Raw genomic sequence first — 20,556 nt, 5'->3', positions numbered from 1 at the left:
CTGTACTGAGTAAAGCTATAATCTAAAGTAAGAGGTAATGAAATGGAAAACACAGTTATTAATGAAACGGTATTCACTCAATTACTGGTTGATGTTGGGGAGGACATGTTACCAGCGTTAGTGGATGTTTTTAACGAAGAAACAACAGAGCGTATTGCAGACCTACAAGCGTTAATGACGAGCGTTGATAATGATAAAGTAGCGCAAAGCTGTCATAGTATAAAAAGCAGCGCAGGGACGTACGGTGCCTTGATTGTGCAACAACATGCTGAGGAATTGGAAATAATGGCAAAATCAAATAGCACTGCGGAAGTGCAAGCGAAATTACCATTGTTAATTAAAAGTTTAGAAGATGCGATCAGCGCGCTGACATTAAAATGTGATTAACAACTGATTCGATCGCTGTTTTTAATTTTGTTCTGTCGTGATAGTTTTGATTTACCTCTTCACGTAAATCATGGGTATAACTAGGATAAGTCAGTTCAGATTGTTTATCTGTATCCTGTATCACGGCATTAATCAGCGGAAAACCTAACTTAGCTTCACACCATTTTAAGCGCTCTTGTAGCGGGATAGTTGATGCTGGACCTATCTCGTGCTGTAAATTACCTAAGTAAATTACTTTTGCGTTTGTTCTGCGCAGAGCAACTTGTATGTCTTTCAGTAGTAGAGGAGGCATGATACTAGTGAGGAATGAACCTGGCCCTAATAATATCAATTCCGCTTTTTCAATCGCTTGAACGGCTTCTTGTGTTGCTGACACGTTGGGTTGGACTGTTAATTCATTTGGAAATTCATGCATTTTATCTACAGATACTTCACCGTGTACATCACTGCCGCAAGGCGTTACCGCAATTAAGTCACTTGGCTGTTCTGACATCGGAATGAGTTGGCATTCGACATGTAGCATATTACGGATAAGGTTTACTGCATCTAGGGGGCGCACACAGAGGTTATCTAATGCTACAAGCATGAGATTACCTAGGTTATGATTTTTTAACTCACCTTCACTTTGGAAGCGATATTCAAACAATAATGAGCCGATGTCTGGTTGAGTGACTAACTGATTAATACAGTTACGGATATCACCCCAAGCAATACAATTTTCAGTGCTTCTAAGACGCCCGGTTGAACCACCATTATCGGTTGTTGTTACAATTCCTGTTAACCTTGGTCCTAAAAAGGACAGGGAAGACAGCACTCGGCCGAGCCCATGCCCACCGCCAATAGCGACAACCTTATTAAGATCTGAAAGTGATTTTTGTAACATAAGATGAGTCAAATTGAGTAAAATAGATAACATCATCATATCTTGAAATTACTTTCGTTGGTAATTTAGTTGGTCATTAAGTTGATTTTTACGGCTAATTATTAAGCAAACTTTAAATGGGCGTGTGTTTATGCGCTATCGAACGTATTTAAGGCTCGAATGATCATGTTGGCATTAATGTTTTAAGTATTGATATGGAGTTATTACAGTCGGGTGATTGTAATAAAATTTGTTTTTCTGAGACTGATAGTGGCAGAAGCTCTATCCATCGTTGTGATACCCAACTTATGTTCGCCATATCTTTTAATGCACACAGTTGGTTTATATCAGCGTGTTGTTTATATAGATCTTCAAGCTTATCAGCAAGGTAAACCTCTTCAGCTTTGGCTACTTGATCTGGCCAGTTCGTTATGTAGTGGACTTTAGCCACTTTTAAACCGTCGGCCTCTGTCGTTATATCATCAATAATGAAACGTTGTCGACCTTCAACATTAATACCGAGGAAACCGTCATCCAAGGTATAAAAATCAATTATTTCAACATGCGTGCCAATGGTCGGGATTCGTCCAAAACGGCCTGTCTGATTTGGATCTATCATCACAACTCCAAATCCGCTCATTGTTTTAGTGCTATCTTTGATCATGCGAATATAGCGTTCTTCGGTAATACGAATCGGCAATCTTCCGCTTGGTAAAATATGCGATGTTAATGGCAATAATGCCAGTTGGGTCGTTTGCAAGGGGAAGCCTTAGTCAGTGTAAGTATAACTAATGATAGCCTTGTTTAAGGGGTCTGCACGGGAGGTTGGAATTAGAATGAATATTGATTGGAAAAGGAAGTGAAAATGTAACTAGCGCGACATTTTCACTTCGATTATTTGTTTATGCGCTTGTTTTATTAAACTCAAGATACATAACTGCAGCTTCAACACGTGAGCTTGCTTCTAATTTTTTCAATAAACTTTTAACGTGAACTTTTACTGTACCTTCTGAAATATGCAGGTTACTTGCAACATGTTTGTTGCTATAGCCTTTAGATATTTCAAGTAGAATTTGATTTTCACGTTTAGTCAACTTAGCCAATTTTTCAGCGAAGTTGTTATCTTCATGTAGGCAATCTAAATAGCCAAGTAAGCTCTCAGATAGTGCCTGCTGGCCAGATAATACATCTTGAAGCTGTGCTAATAATAGATCCGGTTCAGAATCTTTTAATAGGTAACCATCAGCGCCTGCGTTGATTAAACGGATCACATCTTGTTTATTATCAGAAACAGTTAAAATAACGACACGAGAGCTTAATTCTTCTGCTCTTAGCGCTTTTAAAGTATCCAAACCTGACATACCTTTCATGTTCAGATCAAGTAAGACTAGATCTGGTTCATGCTGCTTGGCAAGAGTGATAGCTTCGACGCCATCGCTAGCTTCACCAATCACATTGAACTTTTCTTCTAATGAAAGTAGTTGAGCAATGCCTTTACGCATTAGTGGGTGATCATCAACTACTAAAATTGTGTAACTATTCTCAAGCATGTTTGTTTTCCCTGTCGAAGGTTAGTAATACTAAGGTGCCTTTTGTTTTATTATTTTTTATTTCTAGTTTAGCACCTAGTTTTGAAGCGCGTTCTCCCATTATGTTTAAGCCATAATGGTTGGATTTTACTGGATTGGCTGGTATGCCTTTCCCATCATCCGAAATAGATACTTCGATAGTACCATTTTTATTCGTACCACAGTCAATTATTATTTCATCGGAGTCGGCATGTTTGATGGAATTTAATACAGCTTCTCGTATAATTTGAAGAATATGTATATGTTGATTGGGTTTAAATAAATGTTCTTCTAATTCATAGCTTAGATGAATTTTCGATGTTGTGCGCTGACGCAACTGAGCAAGCATGATCGAAATGGCTTCAGATAAGTTAGCATCATCGAGAGTAAGCCTAAATGTATTCAATAATTCTCTTAATTGAGTGTAAGATAATTTTAGGTTGGTATCTATTTCTTCGACAATTTCATTGGTTGGTGGTGTGATTTCTTGATTCTTTAAATGTCGCTTGAGTAATGCCACCTGAATTTTTAAATAGGACAAGGCTTGAGCGAGTGAATCATGTAATTCACGGGCAATCACTGCGCGTTCTTCCATTAGTAGTGAACGTTGTGCTTCTAAATTACTTTGAGAGCGATGCTGAGCACGAGAAATGATACGGCAGTAGCTACGTAAATGGTCCTGATCCGTTGCTTCTCGTTGGAGTACGGTCATGGTACCAAAAGATTGTTCTTCGAGCTCTAATTTTAAGTCCAGGGTTTGCTCACCGTTATCAGTGCCTGAATTGAGGTAGATAGTTTCTACTTCGGAACCGGTTAACACTAATTTATAGAAACTCAGGCCATTGAGAACGGAGACACTTTGTAACGTCTGTTCTAGCATGTCAGCATTGAGATGCGTGACGTGTAATTTTTGTGACGTGGTGTATAAAAAATTAATTTTATCTTTGGCTTCTTTTAATTGCTTGGTTTTCGCGTCTACTTGTTGTTCCAGAGTACTGTAAAGCTTGTTTAAATCATTTGCCATGTGCGAAATATTACTCGCTAATGAGCCTATTTCATTCTCATAAACAAAATCAAACGATACATCAAATTCACCACGTCTGATTTGATTAGATGCGGTGAATATCTGCTGGAGCGGCTTTAATACCTGAACTTGCATTAAACGAATGGTAATAATACACACTGCGAAAATAAGTCCGATACCCAATCCTTTAATAAGGGTGATAATTTTAACTTTATATTCAGAATGGTTTTGTAAATTCTGCACAAAGGAATCAATGGTTAATACAAACTCATCGACATTACTTAAGAATCGGTCTGGATTATCACTGTGTAGGATATCAGATTGTGCTTGCCATTGAGTCTCAACAGCCATGAATTCTTGTTTCAGCTTTGTGGTAATATCCCAGTTATCAACAATATTATTTTTAATGTGGGCAAGTGATTGGTTAAAAGTATCAATATGAACCTGTCGTTTGACCTCTGTTTCATCGATGGATAAATTGTAAGCAATTTGATAGCTTTGCATTCTTAATGCACCAGCTTTATTAATTGATGATGCATCAGATAAGCTGAGTGAAAGCGCGACTAAGGATATAAAAGTAAGTAAAGAGGCCAGCGCTAGTATACTAAACATACCGCGACCGATTAAAATGATAATAGACTGATGGGAAGGGATTATATTTTTCATCATAGATTTTTTACTAATTAGTTAATTAAGCCGTAAATAAACGTATAATTTACAGGGCAATTTAATTTCGATCAATGATTTATCATTTTCTACTATAATAAGTGTTACCTATCTCTTTAAATAACTTAAAAAATAGTTTAAGTTTAACGACCATAAAATTTAATATAACTCAAACTCCGATCCTTAATGATCTAAATTTATACATTTAAATATGATCTTAAGGACTCATAGCATTCGCAATTGCTATAAGGGTTTAATCAGAAATGATTGAGCCTCCCGTATTTGGAAAGGTGTTTATGCAACTTCAAGATCAGTTTTCGCGTAAATTTTATTATTTACGCTTATCAATTACAGACGTTTGTAATTTCAAATGTAACTACTGCTTACCAGATGGCTATAAAGCTGAAGGTAAACCTGAATTCTTAGGGCGTGATGAATTACGCCGTATCGTGACAGGGTTTGCTGAAATGGGCACTGAAAAGGTCCGTATTACTGGTGGTGAACCTTCATTACGAAAAGACTTCACAGATATTATCTCAGACATAGCTGCGATACCTAAAATTAATAAGGTTGCGACAACCACAAACGGCTTTAATCTAGACAAGTACGCACAGCAATGGCGAGATGCCGGACTTGATGCATTAAATGTCAGTATTGATAGTTTAGATGCACGCATGTTCCGCCAGATAACCGGTAAGAATATGTTTCATAAAGTCATGGCTGGTCTTGATGCTGCTTTTACTGCTGGCTTTGAAACTGTGAAAGTGAATACGGTATTGATGCGTAATTTAAATGATATCGAGCTAGATGATTTTTTAAATTGGATCAAGACCAGGCCAATTCAGCTACGTTTCATTGAACTAATGCAGACGGGTGATAACCAGGCGTTGTTCGATAAGCACCATGTATCAGGTGCAAGCATTCGCGACAAATTAATGTTGCAAGGCTGGGTAAGTAAAGTGAGGGGGAAGGCGGATGGACCAGCGCAAGTTTTTATTCACCCTGACTATATTGGTGAAATTGGTCTGATTATGCCTTATGAGAAGAACTTTTGTTCAACTTGTAACCGTTTACGCGTTTCAACGAAAGGGCGCTTACATTTATGCTTATTTGGTGAAGCTGGTGTTGAATTACGTGATTTACTTCAGGATGATAACCAGCAACAAGCGTTAATCAGTCGTGTGGTTGGGCATATGTCAGAGAAAAAATCGACACACTTCTTACAAGACGGTTTTACCGCTAATACATCACATCTTGCGTCTATCGGCGGCTAAAAAGTTAGAAAAATAGTTTATCTACTTCTTCAATTAACTCTGTTCTCTGCAAGTTTAAATAGCGTAATACTGAATTACGCTATTTAAACATCTACAAAAATGCACATTTCAAATGTCTTATCTATAATCAAAAGTATTTGTTGTAACTGTTTTATTAAAATGAATGCTTTTAATAAATTTCTTAATAAAGCTGATTTCAATATCAATTTATTGATCTAAAATAAGTTTTACTTAGCTTATCCATTAGGGAGTATATTCGTTGTGGGGTATTTGTATCATCATGAAACAAATATCTTTATAGACTGATGTGGACTTTAAACAACACATCTGAAGATGAATTATTTTACAAGGTAGTTTTATGAGTATTAATCTAGCACGACGTTCGTTATTTCGTCGTAAAGAACAAGACAATGTTGTACGACTACCTTGGCTTAAAGCAGATTTAGATTTTACTGACAAGTGCACCCGCTGTGGTGATTGCAGTGCTGCTTGCCCTGAACAAATTATACTAGTTGGTGATGGCGGTTTTCCTGAAATCGATTTTAGCGTATCAGAATGCAATTTTTGTAAAGAATGTGTAAATCACTGTAAAGAGGATTTATTTGATTTAACTCAAGCTCAAGCTTGGGGTAATAAAGCAGTTGTTTCAACCGGTTGCTTAAATATTGAATCTGTATATTGCCGAAGTTGTGCGGAGTCTTGTGAATCCGAAGCTTTGAAATTTAATTTTACTAATACAACGTTTGTTAGCCCAGATGTTGTATTAGCTGATTGTAATGGTTGTGGTGCTTGCGTCTCAGTTTGTCCTGTTAATGCAATCGCTGTGAAGCTCAACCGTTAAATTTTAGTTATTAAGAATATGTTTATAATAATTATAAGGTCATAAAATGGCAGAACAAGAAGTCCATATCTCAAGTCTAATTATTCACGTAAAACCAGAATCTTTGGTAGACGTGAAAGATAAAATTTCAGCTCTCCCAGACGCTGAAATTTACGGTGATAGTGAAGAGGGTAAAATTATCGTCGTATTAGAAACCAGTAATCAAAAATTTGTCACCGATATTATTGATAAAATTAATAATATCGAACATGTCTTAAGTACTTCTCTTGTTTTTCACCAAATTGAAACTATTGATCCATCATGTGAGGATGATCTATGAAATTAACCAGACGTGCGTTTGTTAAAGCAAATGCGGCAGTTTCTGCTGCTGCCATTGCTGGCGTTACGCTTCCAGCTAGTGCAACAAATCTTATTGCAGTTAGCGATGAAACTAAAATTAAATGGGACAAAGCACCATGTCGTTTCTGCGGTACAGGTTGCTCTGTATTAGTCGGAACACAAGGCGGTAAGGTTGTTGCTACACAAGGTGATCCTGAAGCACCTGTGAACAAAGGCCTTAACTGCGTTAAAGGTTACTTCCTATCAAAAATTATGTACGGTAAAGATCGTTTAACAACGCCTCTATTACGTATGCGTGATGGTAAGTTTGCTAAAGATGGTGAGTTTGCACCTATTTCATGGGATCAAGCTTTTGATATCATGGCCGAGAAGTGGAAAGCGGCATTAAAAGAAAAAGGCCCTACATCAGTTGGTATGTTTGGTTCTGGCCAATGGACAGTGATGGAAGGTTATGCTGCTGTTAAATTGATGAAAGCAGGTTTCCGTTCAAATAATATCGATCCGAATGCGCGTCACTGTATGGCCTCTGCTGTTGGTGGTTTCATGCGTACGTTTGGTATTGATGAGCCAATGGGTTGTTACGATGACTTTGAAGAATCAGATGCGTTCGTTCTTTGGGGCTCAAACATGGCTGAAATGCATCCAATTCTTTGGACGCGTATCACAGATCGCCGTTTAAGTAATCCACATGTAAAAGTTAACGTATTATCAACGTATAAGCATCGTTCATTCGAACTTGCTGATACAGGCATTGTGTTTAACCCACAGTCTGATTTAGCAATGGCTAACTTTATTGCTAACTACATCATCCAAAACGATGCTGTAAACTGGGATTTCGTTAACAAGCACACACACTTTAAACGTACAGCAACAGATATTGGTTACGGTTTACGTGACGAACATCCAATGCAAGCTAAAGCTAAAAACCCTAACTCGGGTAAAATGACAGCAATGACATTTGAAGAGTACAAGGCGTCGGTTGCTGAATATACAGTTGAGAAAGCATCAGAAATTTCAGGTGTATCAGAAGAAAAACTAATTACACTTGCTAAGCAATATGCTGATCCAAACATCAAAGTAATGTCACTATGGACTATGGGTATGAATCAACATACTCGTGGCGTATGGATGAACAGCCTTGTTTACAACATTCACTTACTTGTTGGTAAAATTTCACAGCCAGGTAATGGTCCGTTCTCATTGACTGGTCAGCCATCAGCATGTGGTACAGCACGTGAAGTGGGTACGTTCTCACACCGTCTGCCAGCAGATATGGTTGTTGCGAATCCAAAACATCGCGCTATCGCTGAGAAAATCTGGAAACTACCTGAAGGTACGATCCCACCTAAGCCAGGCCTACATGCTGTTGCACAAAACCGTGCATTAAAAGACGGTACATTGAACGCGTACTGGACTATGTGTAATAACAACATGCAAGCAGCACCAAACATGATGGAAGAAGGTTTACCGGGTTACCGTAACCCTGCTAACTTCATCGTTTGTTCTGACCCGTACCCAACAGTAACAGCACAAGCAGCTGATCTTATTCTACCAACAGCAATGTGGGTAGAAAAAGAAGGCGCATACGGCAACGCAGAACGTCGTACCCAAGCTTGGTATCAACAAGTTAAATCTGTTGAAGGTGCAAAATCAGATTTATGGCAGTTAATGGAATTTGCTAAACGCTTCAAGATTGAAGAAGTGTGGGGCGAAGATCTAATCGCTAAAATGCCTGAAGTGCGTGGTAAAACGATGTACGACGTACTATATAAAAACGGTAACGTTGATGCATTCCCACTAAGTGAAGCACAAGAATTAAATGATGATGCAAATGATCAAGGTTTCTACGTTCAAAAAGGACTATTCGAAGAATACGCTACCTTTGGTCGTGGCCATGGCCATGATTTAGCACCATACGATGTTTACCATACAGTACGTGGTTTACGTTGGCCTGTAGTGAACGGCGTTGAAACGAAATGGCGTTTTGCAGAAGGCAGTGATCCTTACGTAGGTAAAGGTAAAGGTTTTGAGTTTTATGGTAAGCCAGACGGTAAAGCAAATATCATCTTTGCACCGTATGAAGCGCCACCAGAAGTGCCAAATGAAGAATATGACATGTGGTTATGTACTGGTCGTGTATTAGAGCATTGGCATTCAGGTACAATGACAGGTCGTGTTCCTGAGTTATACCGTGCAATGCCGGATGCACTTTGTTATATCCATCCTGATGACGCTAAAAAACGTAATGTGCGTCGTGGTGATGAAGTTCTTATTGAATCTCTTCGTGGTGAAGTTCGTTGTCGTGTGGAAACACGTGGCCGTAACCGCCCACCAGTAGGCTTAGTATTTGTACCTTGGTTTGATGCGCGAGTATTGATTAACAAGGTATGTCTAGATGCTACGGATCCGTTATCAAAACAAACGGATTATAAAAAATGTGCAATTAAAATTACGAAAGTGTAATTAAACCTGCATATCTTACTGAATGAATTTGCCAGCAATCGATGCTGGCAAATAACGGATTTATTTGCCAATAGGCGGAGAACATAATATGAGAAAATTATTGGCTGTACTGCTAGCTGCAGGGACTTTATTCTCAGTATCAGCACAAAGTACAGAGACTGCTGCAATTGAAAATGTAAACAACGGTGGTGTTGCATCACTGCGTGGTATCACTGAATTAGATACAACGCGTAAAGCGGATGAGTTGAAGCGTGTAATTAAAGATCGTAGCCCTATTGATCGTGATTACGTATATCAACCACCGCTTGTGCCGCATCAAACGCGTCATTATGAAGTGTCTTTAAATGCGAACAAATGCTTGTCATGCCACAGTTGGAAATATGCTGGTGAAATGGGCGCGACTAAAATCAGTGTAACGCATTATCAATCACGTGAAGGCGAAGTATTATCTGACGTATCACCACGTCGTTATTTCTGTCTACAGTGTCATGTTACACAAGCAGATGCAGCACCGTTAATCGACAATGACTTTAAACGTGTAGATTCATTGCGCTAATTTAGCCTAAACGAAAAAAGAGGCGATAAAATGAAACTAATTTTAAATTTTTGGCGAAAATTAACGGCACCAAGTAAAGCCGCTGTAGGTACTGTACTTGCAATGGGTTTCCTTGGCGGCATTATTTTCTGGGGTGCCTTTAATATGGGTATGGAAGCGACAAATACAGAAGAGTTTTGTTCTGCTTGTCACGCGCCTATTGTTAAAGAACTAAAAGAAACAATTCACTATTCGAATCGTTCTGGTGTGCGCGCAATCTGTTCTGATTGTCACGTACCACATAATTGGACAGATAAAATTGTACGTAAAGTACAAGCGAGTAATGAAATTGTGGCATTCTTGATGGGTAAAATTTCGACTCAAGAAAAGTTCGAAGCACGTCGTAAACATTTAGCTGTTCGTGAATGGCAACGTATGAAAGAAAATGATTCACAGGAATGTCGTAACTGTCATAACTTTGAATACATGGACTTCTCAGAGCAAGGCCCACGTAGTCGTAAGCAACATTCTACAGCACTAGCAAGTGGTGAGAAAACATGTGTTGATTGCCACAAAGGTATTGCCCATCAGCTGCCAGATATGTCTGATGTACCTGGTTGGTAGATTGAATAAGGAAACACGATTATGAGTACGTTAGAATACGTTATTTGGCATATTTTAGGATATGCAGCGATACCAACTATTTTAATTGCAGGGTTTGTAGCAGTTGCTGGCGTTTCAGTATTTGCTTTATCATTTACTGCAGACAAAAATAAAGCGTAATACATAACTAATATGTAAATAATAATACGTTAATAAATAAGACTCAGGCCGCATTGTTATGATGCGGCCTTTTTTTGTCAAAAATTTAGGCTTTGAATATAAATGCGCGTAGTTTTAAGTAAACAAAAGGGAGTACCTTTATAGCGGTATCACATAAGTAATAAAAGTATGGTGTGATTGAAACACAAATTGATTTAGCGCAAGGCTACAGATAAATACAAAATTGTAAACTAATGTAAATTATCAAAATATAGCGTATCAGCTAAATGTTAAATCCACCATGTGAGGGTGATCTATGAAACTGACCAGACGTGCATTTGTTAAAGCAAACGCAGCTGTTTCTGCTGCGGCAATAGCTGGCGTAACACTGCCTGTAAGCGCAACAAATCTGATCGCAACTAGCGATGAAACTAAAATTAAATGGGACAAAGCGGCATGCCGTTTTTGTGGTACAGGCTGCTCCGTTTTGGTCGGCACGCAAGGTGGTAAGGTTGTAGCAACGCAAGGTGATCCTGAGTCCCCTGTAAACAAAGGCCTAAACTGCGTGAAAGGTTACTTTCTATCTAAAATCATGTACGGAAAAGATCGTTTAACAACACCTTTACTGCGCATGAAAGATGGTAAATTCGCTAAAGATGGTGAGTTTTCTCCGGTATCTTGGGATCAAGCTTTTGATATAATGGCGGAGAAATGGAAAGCAGCATTAAAAGCTAACGGCCCTACATCGATTGGTATGTTTGGTTCAGGCCAATGGACTGTCATGGAAGGTTACGCAGCGGTTAAATTGATGAAAGCGGGTTTCCGTTCAAACAATATTGATCCAAATGCGCGTCACTGTATGGCTTCTGCCGTTGGTGGGTTCATGCGTACATTTGGCATTGATGAGCCAATGGGTTGTTATGACGATTTCGAAAATGCTGATTCGTTTGTACTTTGGGGCTCAAACATGGCAGAAATGCATCCTATCCTATGGAGTCGTATTACTGACCATCGTTTAAGTAACCCGCATGTAAAGGTAAACGTATTATCAACGTATAAGCATCGCTCATTTGAACTCGCTGATACTGGCATTGTTTTTAATCCACAATCTGATCTAGCAATGGCTAACTTTATTGCGAATTACATCATCCAAAATGATGCGGTTAATTGGGAATTTGTTAACAAACACACTAACTTCAAGCGTACAGCAACTGACATCGGTTACGGTTTACGTGATGAGCACCCGCTACAGCAAAAAGCGAAAAACCCTAACTCAGGTAAATTGTCAGCAATGACATTTGAAGAGTATAAAGCGTCCGTTGCTGAATATACGGCCGAGAAAGCATCTGAGATATCAGGTGTACCCGTTGAAAAGCTAATCACACTCGCAAAGCAATATGCTGATCCAAACATCAAAGTCATGTCGTTATGGACGATGGGGATGAATCAACATACGCGTGGCGTATGGATGAACAGCCTTGTTTATAACATTCACTTACTTGTGGGTAAAATTTCACAACCGGGTAATGGTCCATTTTCACTCACCGGTCAACCATCGGCCTGTGGTACTGCACGTGAAGTGGGGACTTTCTCTCACCGTCTGCCTGCCGATATGGTCGTTAAGAATCCGAAGCATCGTGCTATCGCAGAAAAAATATGGAAATTACCAGAAGGCACTATTCCAGCAAAGCCTGGCTTACACGCCGTTGCCCAAAACAGGGCATTAAAAGACGGCACGCTGAATGCGTATTGGGTGCAATGTACTAATAATATGCAAGCTGCACCGAATATGATGGAAGAATCATTACCGGGTTACCGTAATCCAGATAACTTTATTGTGGTGTCAGACCCATACCCAACAGTAACTGCACAAGCTGCTGATCTTATTTTACCAACCGCTATGTGGGTGGAAAAAGAGGGGGCTTATGGTAATGCTGAACGTCGTACTCAAGCTTGGTACCAGCAAGTTAAACCAATCGAAGGCGCAAAGTCTGATTCATGGCAGGTCATTGAGTTTTCAAAACGTTTCACTGTGGAAGAAGTGTGGGGCGAAGAACTGTTAGCTAAGATGCCTGAACACAGAGGAAAAACCTTGTATGACGTTTTATACCGCAATGGTCAAGTTGATGCCTTTCCAGTGAGTGAAGCGCAAGAGTTGAATGACGAATCACATGAATTTGGCTTCTACGTGCAAAAAGGCTTGTTTGAAGAATACGCTACCTTTGGTCGTGGTCATGCTCATGATTTAGCCCCTTATGATGTTTACCATCAAGTGCGGGGACTACGCTGGCCAGTTGTCGATGGCAAAGAAACAAAATGGCGCTTTGCAGAAGGCAGTGATCCTTATGTAGGTAAAGGTAAAGGCTTTGAGTTCTACGGTAAGCCTGATGGCAAGGCCAATATTATCTTTGCACCGTATGAAGCGCCACCTGAAGTGCCGAATGAAGAATATGATATGTGGCTATGTACTGGTCGTGTGTTAGAGCATTGGCATTCAGGCAGTATGACCGCGCGCGTACCTGAGCTTTATCGTGCAGTACCGGATGCACTTTGTTATATCCACCCTGATGATGCGAAGAAACGCAATGTACGTCGAGGTGATGAAGTATTGATTCAATCTCCTCGTGGCGAAGTGCGTTGCCGAATTGAAACTCGTGGTCGAAATAGACCGCCTGTAGGTTTGGTGTTTGTGCCTTGGTTTGATGCGAGAGTATTGATTAACAAGGTGATCTTAGATGCAACAGATCCATTATCAAAACAGACGGATTTCAAAAAATGTCCAATTAAAATTACCAAAGTGTAATTATTAACTGCATTTCTAGAGACACGTATTGCCAGCAATTATTGCTGGTAATACACAGATTTATTTGCCATTAGGCGGAGAATAGAATATGAAAAAATTATTAGCGGTATTGCTCGCTGCAGGAACGTTATTTTCTGTTTCAGTGCTGGCGACAGAGACAGCCGAAATTGAAAATGTAAATAACGGTGGTGTTGTATCACTACGTGGTATTACGGAATTAGATACAACGCGTAAAGCGGATGAGTTGAAGCGTGTAATTAAAGATCGTAGCCCGATTGATCGTGATTACGTCTATCAACCACCGCTTGTGCCGCATCAAACGCGTCATTATGAAGTGTCATTAAACGCCAACAAATGCTTGTCTTGCCACAGCTGGAAATACGCAGGTGAAATGGGCGCTACTAAAATCAGTGTGACGCATTACGAAGGTCGCAATGGTGAAGTATTATCAGATGTATCACCACGTCGTTATTTCTGCTTACAATGTCATGTTACCCAAGTTGATGCAACGCCATTAATCGATAATGACTTTAAACGTGTAGATTCATTACGCTAATTTAATTAACGAATAAATGGGGCGAAAAAATGAAACTAATTTTAAATTTTTGGCGAAAATTAACCACACCAAGTAAAGCCGCTGTCGGTACTGTACTTGCAATGGGCTTCCTTGGTGGTATTATTTTCTGGGGTGCGTTTAACATGGGGATGGAAGCAACAAATACAGAAGAGTTTTGTTCTGCTTGTCACGCCCCGATCGTTAAAGAGCTAAAAGAAACAATTCACTATTCGAATCGTTCTGGTGTGCGTGCAATCTGTTCCGATTGTCATGTACCACATAACTGGACAGATAAAATCGTACGTAAAGTACAAGCGAGTAATGAAATTGTGGCATTCTTGATGGGTAAGATATCGACTCAAGAAAAGTTTGAAGCACGTCGTAAACATTTGGCCGTACGTGAATGGCAACGTATGAAAGAAAATGATTCACAGGAATGTCGTAACTGCCATAACTTTGAGTACATGGACTTCTCAGAGCAAGGCCCACGTAGTCGTAAGCAACATTCTACAGCTCTAGCAAGTGGTGAAAAAACATGTGTTGATTGCCACAAAGGTATTGCCCACCAACTGCCAGATATGTCTGACGTACCTGGTTGGTAGATTGAAAAAGGAAAGACGATAATGAGTACGTTAGAATACGTTATTTGGCATATCTTAGGATACGCAGCGATACCAACTATTTTAGTTGCAGGATTTGTAGCAGTTGCTGGCGTTTCAGTATTTGCTTTATCATTTACTGCGGATAAAAATAAAACGTAATAAACAATTAATACGCGAATAAAGAATAAGGCCGTGTTCGTGTGATGCGGCCTTTTGTTCTATTTTTTACGACCTTGAGATAGCCTCAATATCCCTGTATTATAAAGCCTCTTAATATCCCGCCTGTTTTAATAAATGAAAGCTAATAAATCAAAAGTTAATAAGTAAAAACTTAATCAGCCAAACATTTATAAAACAGCGTTAACGAAATAAAGCATTGAATGAAAAATAAAAATGTATCAATTGGTTTAACCAATCCTAAAAGTCCTACTAATGTCGGTGCGGTAATGCGTGCAGCTGGTTGTTACCAAGCTGATGCAGTTTATTACACCGGCAAAAGATACGATCGCGCTTCTGCTTTTCAAACAGATACTAAAAATGTAGCCGCTAAAACACCATTAACAGGGGTTGATAATTGGCTAGATAGTATTCCTGATTCAACAAATATTGTTTGTGTCGAACTTGCAGAGGGCGCAATACCGTTACCTGCGTTTGAACATCCAGACAATGTCATTTATATCTTTGGCCCTGAAGACGGCACCATAGATCAAAAAGTCATTGATCGTGCAACTGCAGTTGTTTACGTGCCGACTGTCGGCTGTATGAACCTTGCTGCCACAGTGAATGTATTACTCTATGACCGTCTTGCAAAGTCGGTGGATACAATCGCTAATGATGCGTTAATCCGCGAAAGTCGTGACAACAACAATAAAGTAAAAGTCACAAGCTGATCAAGATCAACGACCGACAAGCGTAATCTTTTATAATTACTGCGCTTACATGACCGAATTTAAAAGGAAAAATAATGAGCCATGCTGAAACTGGGTTTAAAGCTGCGAAATTGGCAGTATTGACCGTATCTGATACCCGTAATGAAGAGACAGATACTTCAGGGCGTTTTCTTGCAGACGCTCTTGTTGCTGATGGTCATATCCTAATGGATAAAAAGATCGTTATTGATGATAAGTATAAGATCCGTGCCATTGTATCTCAGTGGATTGCTGATGAAGATATTCAAGGCGTACTTATCACAGGCGGTACTGGTTTTACAGCTCGAGATATGACTCCTGAAGCGGTGCTGCCATTATTTGACAAAGCGATTGAAGGCTTTGGTGAGTTATTCCGCGCAGTGTCGTATGACGAGATTGGTACTTCAACGATTCAAAGTCGTGCTGTCGGCGGGTTTGCCAATAAGACAGTTATTTTCTGTATGCCCGGTTCAACTGGTGCGTGCAAAACGGGTTGGAATAAGATCCTTCGTGAGCAGTTGAATAACGCTCATCGCCCATGCAATTTCATGCCACATATTTAAGTAAAGGATTTAGTAATGTCTCAAGAATTTACGCATGTAAATGCTTCTGGTGAAGCAAATATGGTTGATGTGACCGAGAAAACAATCACTCAACGTGAAGCAAGAGCGGAAGCTATAGTACGTATGTCAGCGGAAACACTGGCTTTAATTATGTCGGGCGACCATCACAAAGGTGATGTATTTGCAACGGCGCGTATTGCGGGTATCCAAGCTGCAAAGAAAACATCTGATATTATCCCGCTTTGTCATCCGTTGATGTTGACTAAAGTAACGGTTGAATTAACACCTGAACCTGAGAATAATCTTGTTCGCATCGAAACATGTTGCAAGTTGTCGGGTAAAACTGGCGTAGAGATGGAAGCGCTAACGGCAGCATCTGTTGCTGCACTGACAATTTATGATATGTGTAAAGCCGTTCAAAAAGACATTATCATTGATGGTGTTAAGCTACTTGAAAAAACTGGTGGCAAGTCAGGCCATTTTAAAGTTTAAATTGCGCAGGGTATTATCATGATTAAAGTTTTATTTTTTGCACAAATTAGAGAATTGGTTGATTGTGCAGCACTAGAAATTGCAGGCCCGTTTGAATCAGTTAACGCACTGCGCGCAGAACTCGCCGCTAAAGGCGGCAAGTGGGCTTTAGCACTTGATTCAGATAAATTATTAGTGGCTGTTAATCAAGAGATTTGTAGCTTAGATTCACCGGTTGAAGACGGTGTCGAAGTTGCCTTTTTCCCACCTGTTACTGGGGGATAAAACGATGTCTACTGATTCAATTCAAATTCAAACTGAAGACTTTGATCTGGCGGCGGAATATGCAGCGCTTGGTAAAAGCCATTGCACAGGTGCAATCGTTACTTTTATCGGTAAAGTGCGTGATTTTAACCAAGGTGATAGTGTGTCGGGTTTAACACTTGAACACTATCCTGGTATGACTGAAAAATCACTAGCTAAAATCTTAGTTGAAGCTGAAACGCGTTGGTCAATTCAAGGCGTTAAAGTGATCCATCGTATAGGTGAATTAGCGTTAGGTGACCAAATTGTTTTTGTTGGTGTTGCAAGTATGCACCGTGGCGATGCTTTCCAAGCCTGTGAATTCATTATGGATTACTTAAAGACACAAGCGCCATTCTGGAAAAAAGAAGCTACTGAAGACGGTTCACATTGGGTTGATGCCCGTGAGACGGATACGACAGCGGCTGATCGCTGGAAATAACATTTCCTGTAACAGCCTGATGTTATTATTAGCAGCGATGCATTCTCTATTGAGAGCGTATCACTGCTAATTTTCACTTAACTAGATAGAATCAAGAATGAATGTCATGATGGCATCTTCTTCACTTTTCATACTTAGCGCTTTTGGTACGTAATGAGGCGACTTCAATATTCCTCGCGCAATCAACTCATCCAGTAATACTTTTGAGTCAAAGCCCGTTTTACCGATAAATAGACTGCTGATATCACCTTGTTTATACATCTGCAGGGCTTCTTTTAATCCCCGTAAATATAAATAATCTTTGGTGAAACCACCACCACGATAAGCCCTTAACGTAATGGTAAAGGCATCATCAATGGTCACATTATGATCATTAATCAAGTCCAAATAGCACTGGTTAAATGATTCTCCAGCCACCATTTTCGATACTGCAATAACGCGTAATGCGAGTGTCTTCAAGCGGTGTAGCGGTAAATTACCCGATAAATATTCACATAAAATAGCTAAACCTTCTTGGGCATGGGTATTCCCCGGTAACCCTAATTTAAAGATATGTAATGGCTGTACTTCTGCGTTGGCCGTTGTTAATAAATGGACGCCCAGTTCATGATGAATCAGCGCATTAAGATCTGTTTCATTAAATGAGCATTCATTATTTACCTTAATTGTTCGGCCACTTACCATCGCTCTCGCGATCATATTCTTCGCTTCGACAACCTTACATTTTACGCCGTATTCACCAGCGGCTTGTTGAAACGCGATGACAGCACTTGCAGCATTAATACTTGCATCCATAATTGGAAGATATTCACACGCATGCAAAATGAATTTTGCATTGCTGATATCCTCTTTATTCGGTTCACCATAATAACGCAGCGAATTATACAGGAATTGCTCTGTGCCAATACTGGCTAGCAAATCAATGCGCATCGCTAATTGCTCAATGACAGTACGGTACAATTTTTGAATGTCAGCATCTAAGATCGTTTCGACCGGCAATCGATATAAATTTTCCTTAAACTTGTAAGGGTCGATATCTAACTGTCGATAAGTGAAGTTAGGCTGATAGGAAAATGGATTATGTAAGAATCGTTTCTTTTCCTGTTTCAAATTTTTAGGCGTAATGTAATTGAGCGTATTAATGCCACGGGCTAGGGCATATAAGTCTTTATCTAGCTTCACGACTTCAGTGGGTAAGCTAGAAGATAATACATGCCGTAGTGGTTTTCGTTTTCCTTTGCTGTAATGCGTTATTGTTGCTGCCGCATGTTCATTGATTGCTGTTTTCATGCCTTCTTTTAGTTTTTCGATAACCAATGGGAAGCTTTCACCACCCACTTCATTCATGTATACCTTTTTAACTTCAATCGGCATGATCAAGGTATTACGAAAATGTTCGGTAACAAAACTAGCTTGATAACCGAGCCCTTTAAAGACATCATTCTCAGCCACTGACACAGTGATATTTGGTAACTCAATGTGTTTCAATTTACGCTGTAGATTATCTAGCACTTTACGCCAGTGACGGCTGTTTAATTGTTGTGTGCCGATGTTAAATGTTGGCGTCTTAGTCTCAATACGCTGATAGTTATAAGCGTGAATATCATACAGTAAACATAAGCCGAACTTTGCTTCTAAAGTGCTAATAAGACACTTTAAAATACGATAGTAACGACTATGTTTCGCTTTACTTAACGCTATTTCACTTGTCGGTAAAGCGTCTGACCAGACATCTTTACCCCAAGCCGTTTTGTACACGCAACCAGCTAATGGCCTGTTAAGATCATACTCATAGCGAGAATCTTCAACTTGCAAGACAATCGGCTGTGAAGAAATAAAATCACCGGTAAAAGGATCTTCTTCATAATAACGCTCTTGCTCAGTCAAGCGTATATGCTGACTTAATGCATCACGTATTTGATGACCGTGATGAATCGCTGTTGCTATATGTGGCTGATACTCACTGATCCGTAATGTTAAACTGCCATCTTCTAGCTGCGCCGTGAATGGTATTTGTTTACGGATATTATTGAGTATCGCCTTCTCAGTAAGCCGCTGCATCTGCAATCACCTTACGAAATTCATTTTTACGCGCAATATTGATGTTTTTTGCGTTTACAACACTTTCAACGAAATCAATGATCTCTACTTGTAATTTGGTGCGATTTAAACGGTTAATACGAGTGATGCCACCCGGACTTAATACATTTACTTCAACTAATTTACCGTTGATAACATCAAGACCAACAAGGTACAGACCATCTCTGACTAATTTAGGGCCAATATGTTTACACAAACGCAATTCTTGCTTTGTCAGTACGTGTTTTACTTCTTTACCGCCAGCATGAATGTTTGAACGTACATCGCCATCTGCCGGTACACGTTTCATTGCGCCAATCGGTTGACCGTTTAGCATCATAATACGGACGTCGCCTTCTTCAGCCCCGTCAATATAGTCCTGCAAAATAACGTAGTTCTGATCGTCGCCGATATAAAAATCAAGCAAGGATTTAACACTCGATTTCGCGTTTTTATCTAATAAGATCACACCAGAACCACCGTAGCCATTTAATGGCTTAAGGATCATGCAGTCTTTCGTGTTTTCGGCTAGCACAGATTCGAGGTAATCACGTTGCTTTGATACATGGGTGACTGGAATGAATTCTTTATTCAAATCAGACATTGATGCCGTATACAATTTATTGTTCGCGACACGTAAACCATCAATGTCATTCATGATAAAAGTATCATCACGTACTGAATCTAAAAAGTTCAACGCCATCGTATCAAGCGGTGGGTTAGATCGCATAATAATGGCGTCAAAGCCTGCTAAAGGTAACTGTGCTTCTCTGAACTCTGCTTTACGATAAAATCCTGGAATATTTGCTGATACAGCCCCTTTCTTAAGCACCTTACAAAAAGCGATCGACATGCTGTCACGCATGGTTAAATTATTTGGCGTCGTGATCGCAACTGTGTGACCGCGGCTCGCAACTTCATGGATCATGCGTAGTGTCGAATCATTTTCTGGTTCAACATTTTCCCAAGGGTACATAACAAAACAAATTTTCATAGCATTCTACCAAACTGTATAGGGGTTATTTTTTGGCGATGGTAGGGCGGGAATGCATTTGTGTAAAACGAACAATTTTACTGCTGACGATAAAAATATTTTGTTATTGAATAT

General features: G+C 39.6%; 23 protein-coding genes and 1 riboswitch. Of the genes, 17 read left to right on the top strand and 6 right to left on the bottom strand.

Annotated features, from left to right (window positions below):
* Window positions 1-42 precede the first annotated feature (42 nt).
* Window positions 43-387, top strand: coding sequence for an Hpt domain-containing protein (locus JFU56_RS00950; protein WP_198435422.1), 345 nt, complete (start codon window positions 43-45; stop codon window positions 385-387).
* On the opposite strand, the gene yvcK is transcribed toward JFU56_RS00950, so the two are convergent.
* The 4 genes from yvcK to narQ all read right to left on the bottom strand — a co-directional run bounded on the left by yvcK (window position 359) and on the right by narQ (window position 4,507).
* Complete coding sequence (gene yvcK / locus JFU56_RS00945) at window positions 359-1,309, bottom strand: uridine diphosphate-N-acetylglucosamine-binding protein YvcK (protein WP_374221019.1); 951 nt, start codon at window positions 1,307-1,309, stop codon at window positions 359-361. The two genes, JFU56_RS00950 and yvcK, sit on opposite strands and share 29 nt — an antisense overlap.
* Window positions 1,310-1,433: 124 nt before the next feature.
* Window positions 1,434-2,009, bottom strand: a complete 576-nt coding sequence (locus JFU56_RS00940) for an LON peptidase substrate-binding domain-containing protein (protein ID WP_198435421.1) — start codon at window positions 2,007-2,009, stop codon at window positions 1,434-1,436.
* 142 nt (window positions 2,010-2,151) lie between these two features.
* A complete protein-coding gene (gene narL, locus JFU56_RS00935) occupies window positions 2,152-2,799 on the bottom strand; it encodes a two-component system response regulator NarL (RefSeq protein WP_198435420.1) in 648 nt (215 codons plus the stop codon).
* Complete coding sequence (gene narQ / locus JFU56_RS00930; protein ID WP_256432364.1) at window positions 2,792-4,507, bottom strand: nitrate/nitrite two-component system sensor histidine kinase NarQ; 1,716 nt, start codon at window positions 4,505-4,507, stop codon at window positions 2,792-2,794. Before narQ ends, narL begins: the two co-directional genes overlap by 8 nt.
* 162 nt (window positions 4,508-4,669) lie before the next feature.
* Window positions 4,670-4,816, top strand: a riboswitch (molybdenum cofactor riboswitch).
* Between narQ and moaA the strand changes: the two genes are divergently transcribed.
* From moaA to moaE, 16 genes are all read left to right on the top strand, one after another.
* The gene (gene moaA / locus JFU56_RS00925) at window positions 4,804-5,781 is read left to right on the top strand and encodes a GTP 3',8-cyclase MoaA (RefSeq protein ID WP_198435418.1); all 978 of its coding nucleotides are present in this window, start codon (window positions 4,804-4,806) and stop codon (window positions 5,779-5,781) included. It overlaps the preceding riboswitch by 13 nt.
* A gap of 358 nt (window positions 5,782-6,139) precedes the next feature.
* On the top strand, window positions 6,140-6,622 hold the full coding sequence (napF, locus tag JFU56_RS00920) for a ferredoxin-type protein NapF (protein WP_198435417.1): 483 nt from the start codon (window positions 6,140-6,142) through the stop codon (window positions 6,620-6,622).
* Between the two features lie 46 nt (window positions 6,623-6,668).
* A complete protein-coding gene (locus JFU56_RS00915) occupies window positions 6,669-6,941 on the top strand; it encodes a chaperone NapD (protein ID WP_198435416.1) in 273 nt (90 codons plus the stop codon).
* Window positions 6,938-9,424, top strand: coding sequence for a periplasmic nitrate reductase subunit alpha (gene napA, locus JFU56_RS00910; RefSeq protein WP_198435415.1), 2,487 nt, complete (start codon window positions 6,938-6,940; stop codon window positions 9,422-9,424). Before JFU56_RS00915 ends, napA (JFU56_RS00910) begins: the two co-directional genes overlap by 4 nt.
* Before the next feature lie 88 nt (window positions 9,425-9,512).
* On the top strand, window positions 9,513-9,980 hold the full coding sequence (locus JFU56_RS00905; protein ID WP_198435414.1) for a nitrate reductase cytochrome c-type subunit: 468 nt from the start codon (window positions 9,513-9,515) through the stop codon (window positions 9,978-9,980).
* Window positions 9,981-10,010: 30 nt separating this feature from the next.
* Complete coding sequence (locus JFU56_RS00900; protein WP_198435413.1) at window positions 10,011-10,583, top strand: NapC/NirT family cytochrome c; 573 nt, start codon at window positions 10,011-10,013, stop codon at window positions 10,581-10,583.
* A 21-nt stretch (window positions 10,584-10,604) separates the two neighbouring features.
* A complete protein-coding gene (locus JFU56_RS00895; protein ID WP_198435412.1) occupies window positions 10,605-10,742 on the top strand; it encodes a TIGR02808 family protein in 138 nt (45 codons plus the stop codon).
* Window positions 10,743-11,037: 295 nt separating this feature from the next.
* On the top strand, window positions 11,038-13,524 hold the full coding sequence (gene napA, locus JFU56_RS00890; RefSeq protein WP_198435411.1) for a periplasmic nitrate reductase subunit alpha: 2,487 nt from the start codon (window positions 11,038-11,040) through the stop codon (window positions 13,522-13,524).
* Between the two features lie 88 nt (window positions 13,525-13,612).
* Complete coding sequence (locus JFU56_RS00885; RefSeq protein ID WP_198435410.1) at window positions 13,613-14,080, top strand: nitrate reductase cytochrome c-type subunit; 468 nt, start codon at window positions 13,613-13,615, stop codon at window positions 14,078-14,080.
* Between the two features lie 29 nt (window positions 14,081-14,109).
* Window positions 14,110-14,682: a NapC/NirT family cytochrome c gene (locus JFU56_RS00880; RefSeq protein WP_198435409.1), complete on the top strand. Its 573-nt coding sequence runs from the start codon at window positions 14,110-14,112 to the stop codon at window positions 14,680-14,682.
* A gap of 21 nt (window positions 14,683-14,703) precedes the next feature.
* Window positions 14,704-14,841 (top strand): TIGR02808 family protein, encoded by a 138-nt coding sequence (locus tag JFU56_RS00875; RefSeq protein WP_198435408.1) that lies wholly within the window; start codon window positions 14,704-14,706, stop codon window positions 14,839-14,841.
* 221 nt (window positions 14,842-15,062) lie between these two features.
* The gene (locus tag JFU56_RS00870; protein ID WP_198435407.1) at window positions 15,063-15,572 is read left to right on the top strand and encodes an RNA methyltransferase; all 510 of its coding nucleotides are present in this window, start codon (window positions 15,063-15,065) and stop codon (window positions 15,570-15,572) included.
* Between the two features lie 74 nt (window positions 15,573-15,646).
* Entirely contained in the window at window positions 15,647-16,153 is a 507-nt protein-coding gene (moaB, locus tag JFU56_RS00865; protein WP_198435406.1) for a molybdenum cofactor biosynthesis protein B, read from the top strand.
* 15 nt (window positions 16,154-16,168) lie between these two features.
* Entirely contained in the window at window positions 16,169-16,645 is a 477-nt protein-coding gene (moaC, locus tag JFU56_RS00860) for a cyclic pyranopterin monophosphate synthase MoaC (RefSeq protein WP_198435405.1), read from the top strand.
* An 18-nt stretch (window positions 16,646-16,663) separates the two neighbouring features.
* Entirely contained in the window at window positions 16,664-16,909 is a 246-nt protein-coding gene (gene moaD, locus JFU56_RS00855) for a molybdopterin synthase sulfur carrier subunit (protein WP_198435404.1), read from the top strand.
* 4 nt (window positions 16,910-16,913) lie between these two features.
* On the top strand, window positions 16,914-17,369 hold the full coding sequence (gene moaE / locus JFU56_RS00850; protein WP_198435403.1) for a molybdopterin synthase catalytic subunit MoaE: 456 nt from the start codon (window positions 16,914-16,916) through the stop codon (window positions 17,367-17,369).
* 81 nt (window positions 17,370-17,450) lie between these two features.
* Here the strand turns inward: moaE and JFU56_RS00845 are convergent, their stop codons facing one another.
* Both JFU56_RS00845 and gshB read right to left on the bottom strand, forming a co-directional pair.
* Entirely contained in the window at window positions 17,451-19,430 is a 1,980-nt protein-coding gene (locus JFU56_RS00845) for a flavohemoglobin expression-modulating QEGLA motif protein (protein ID WP_198435402.1), read from the bottom strand.
* Window positions 19,414-20,442 (bottom strand): glutathione synthase, encoded by a 1,029-nt coding sequence (gene gshB, locus JFU56_RS00840; protein ID WP_198435401.1) that lies wholly within the window; start codon window positions 20,440-20,442, stop codon window positions 19,414-19,416. The genes JFU56_RS00845 and gshB overlap by 17 nt, the downstream gene beginning before the upstream one ends.
* Window positions 20,443-20,556: the final 114 nt, after the last annotated feature.

The sequence above is a fragment of the Moritella sp. F3 genome, assembly GCF_015082335.1.
GTDB lineage: Bacteria > Pseudomonadota > Gammaproteobacteria > Enterobacterales > Moritellaceae > Moritella.
The sequence above is the reverse complement of the archived record's forward strand: the minus strand, read 5'-3'. Positions and strand labels throughout refer to the sequence as shown.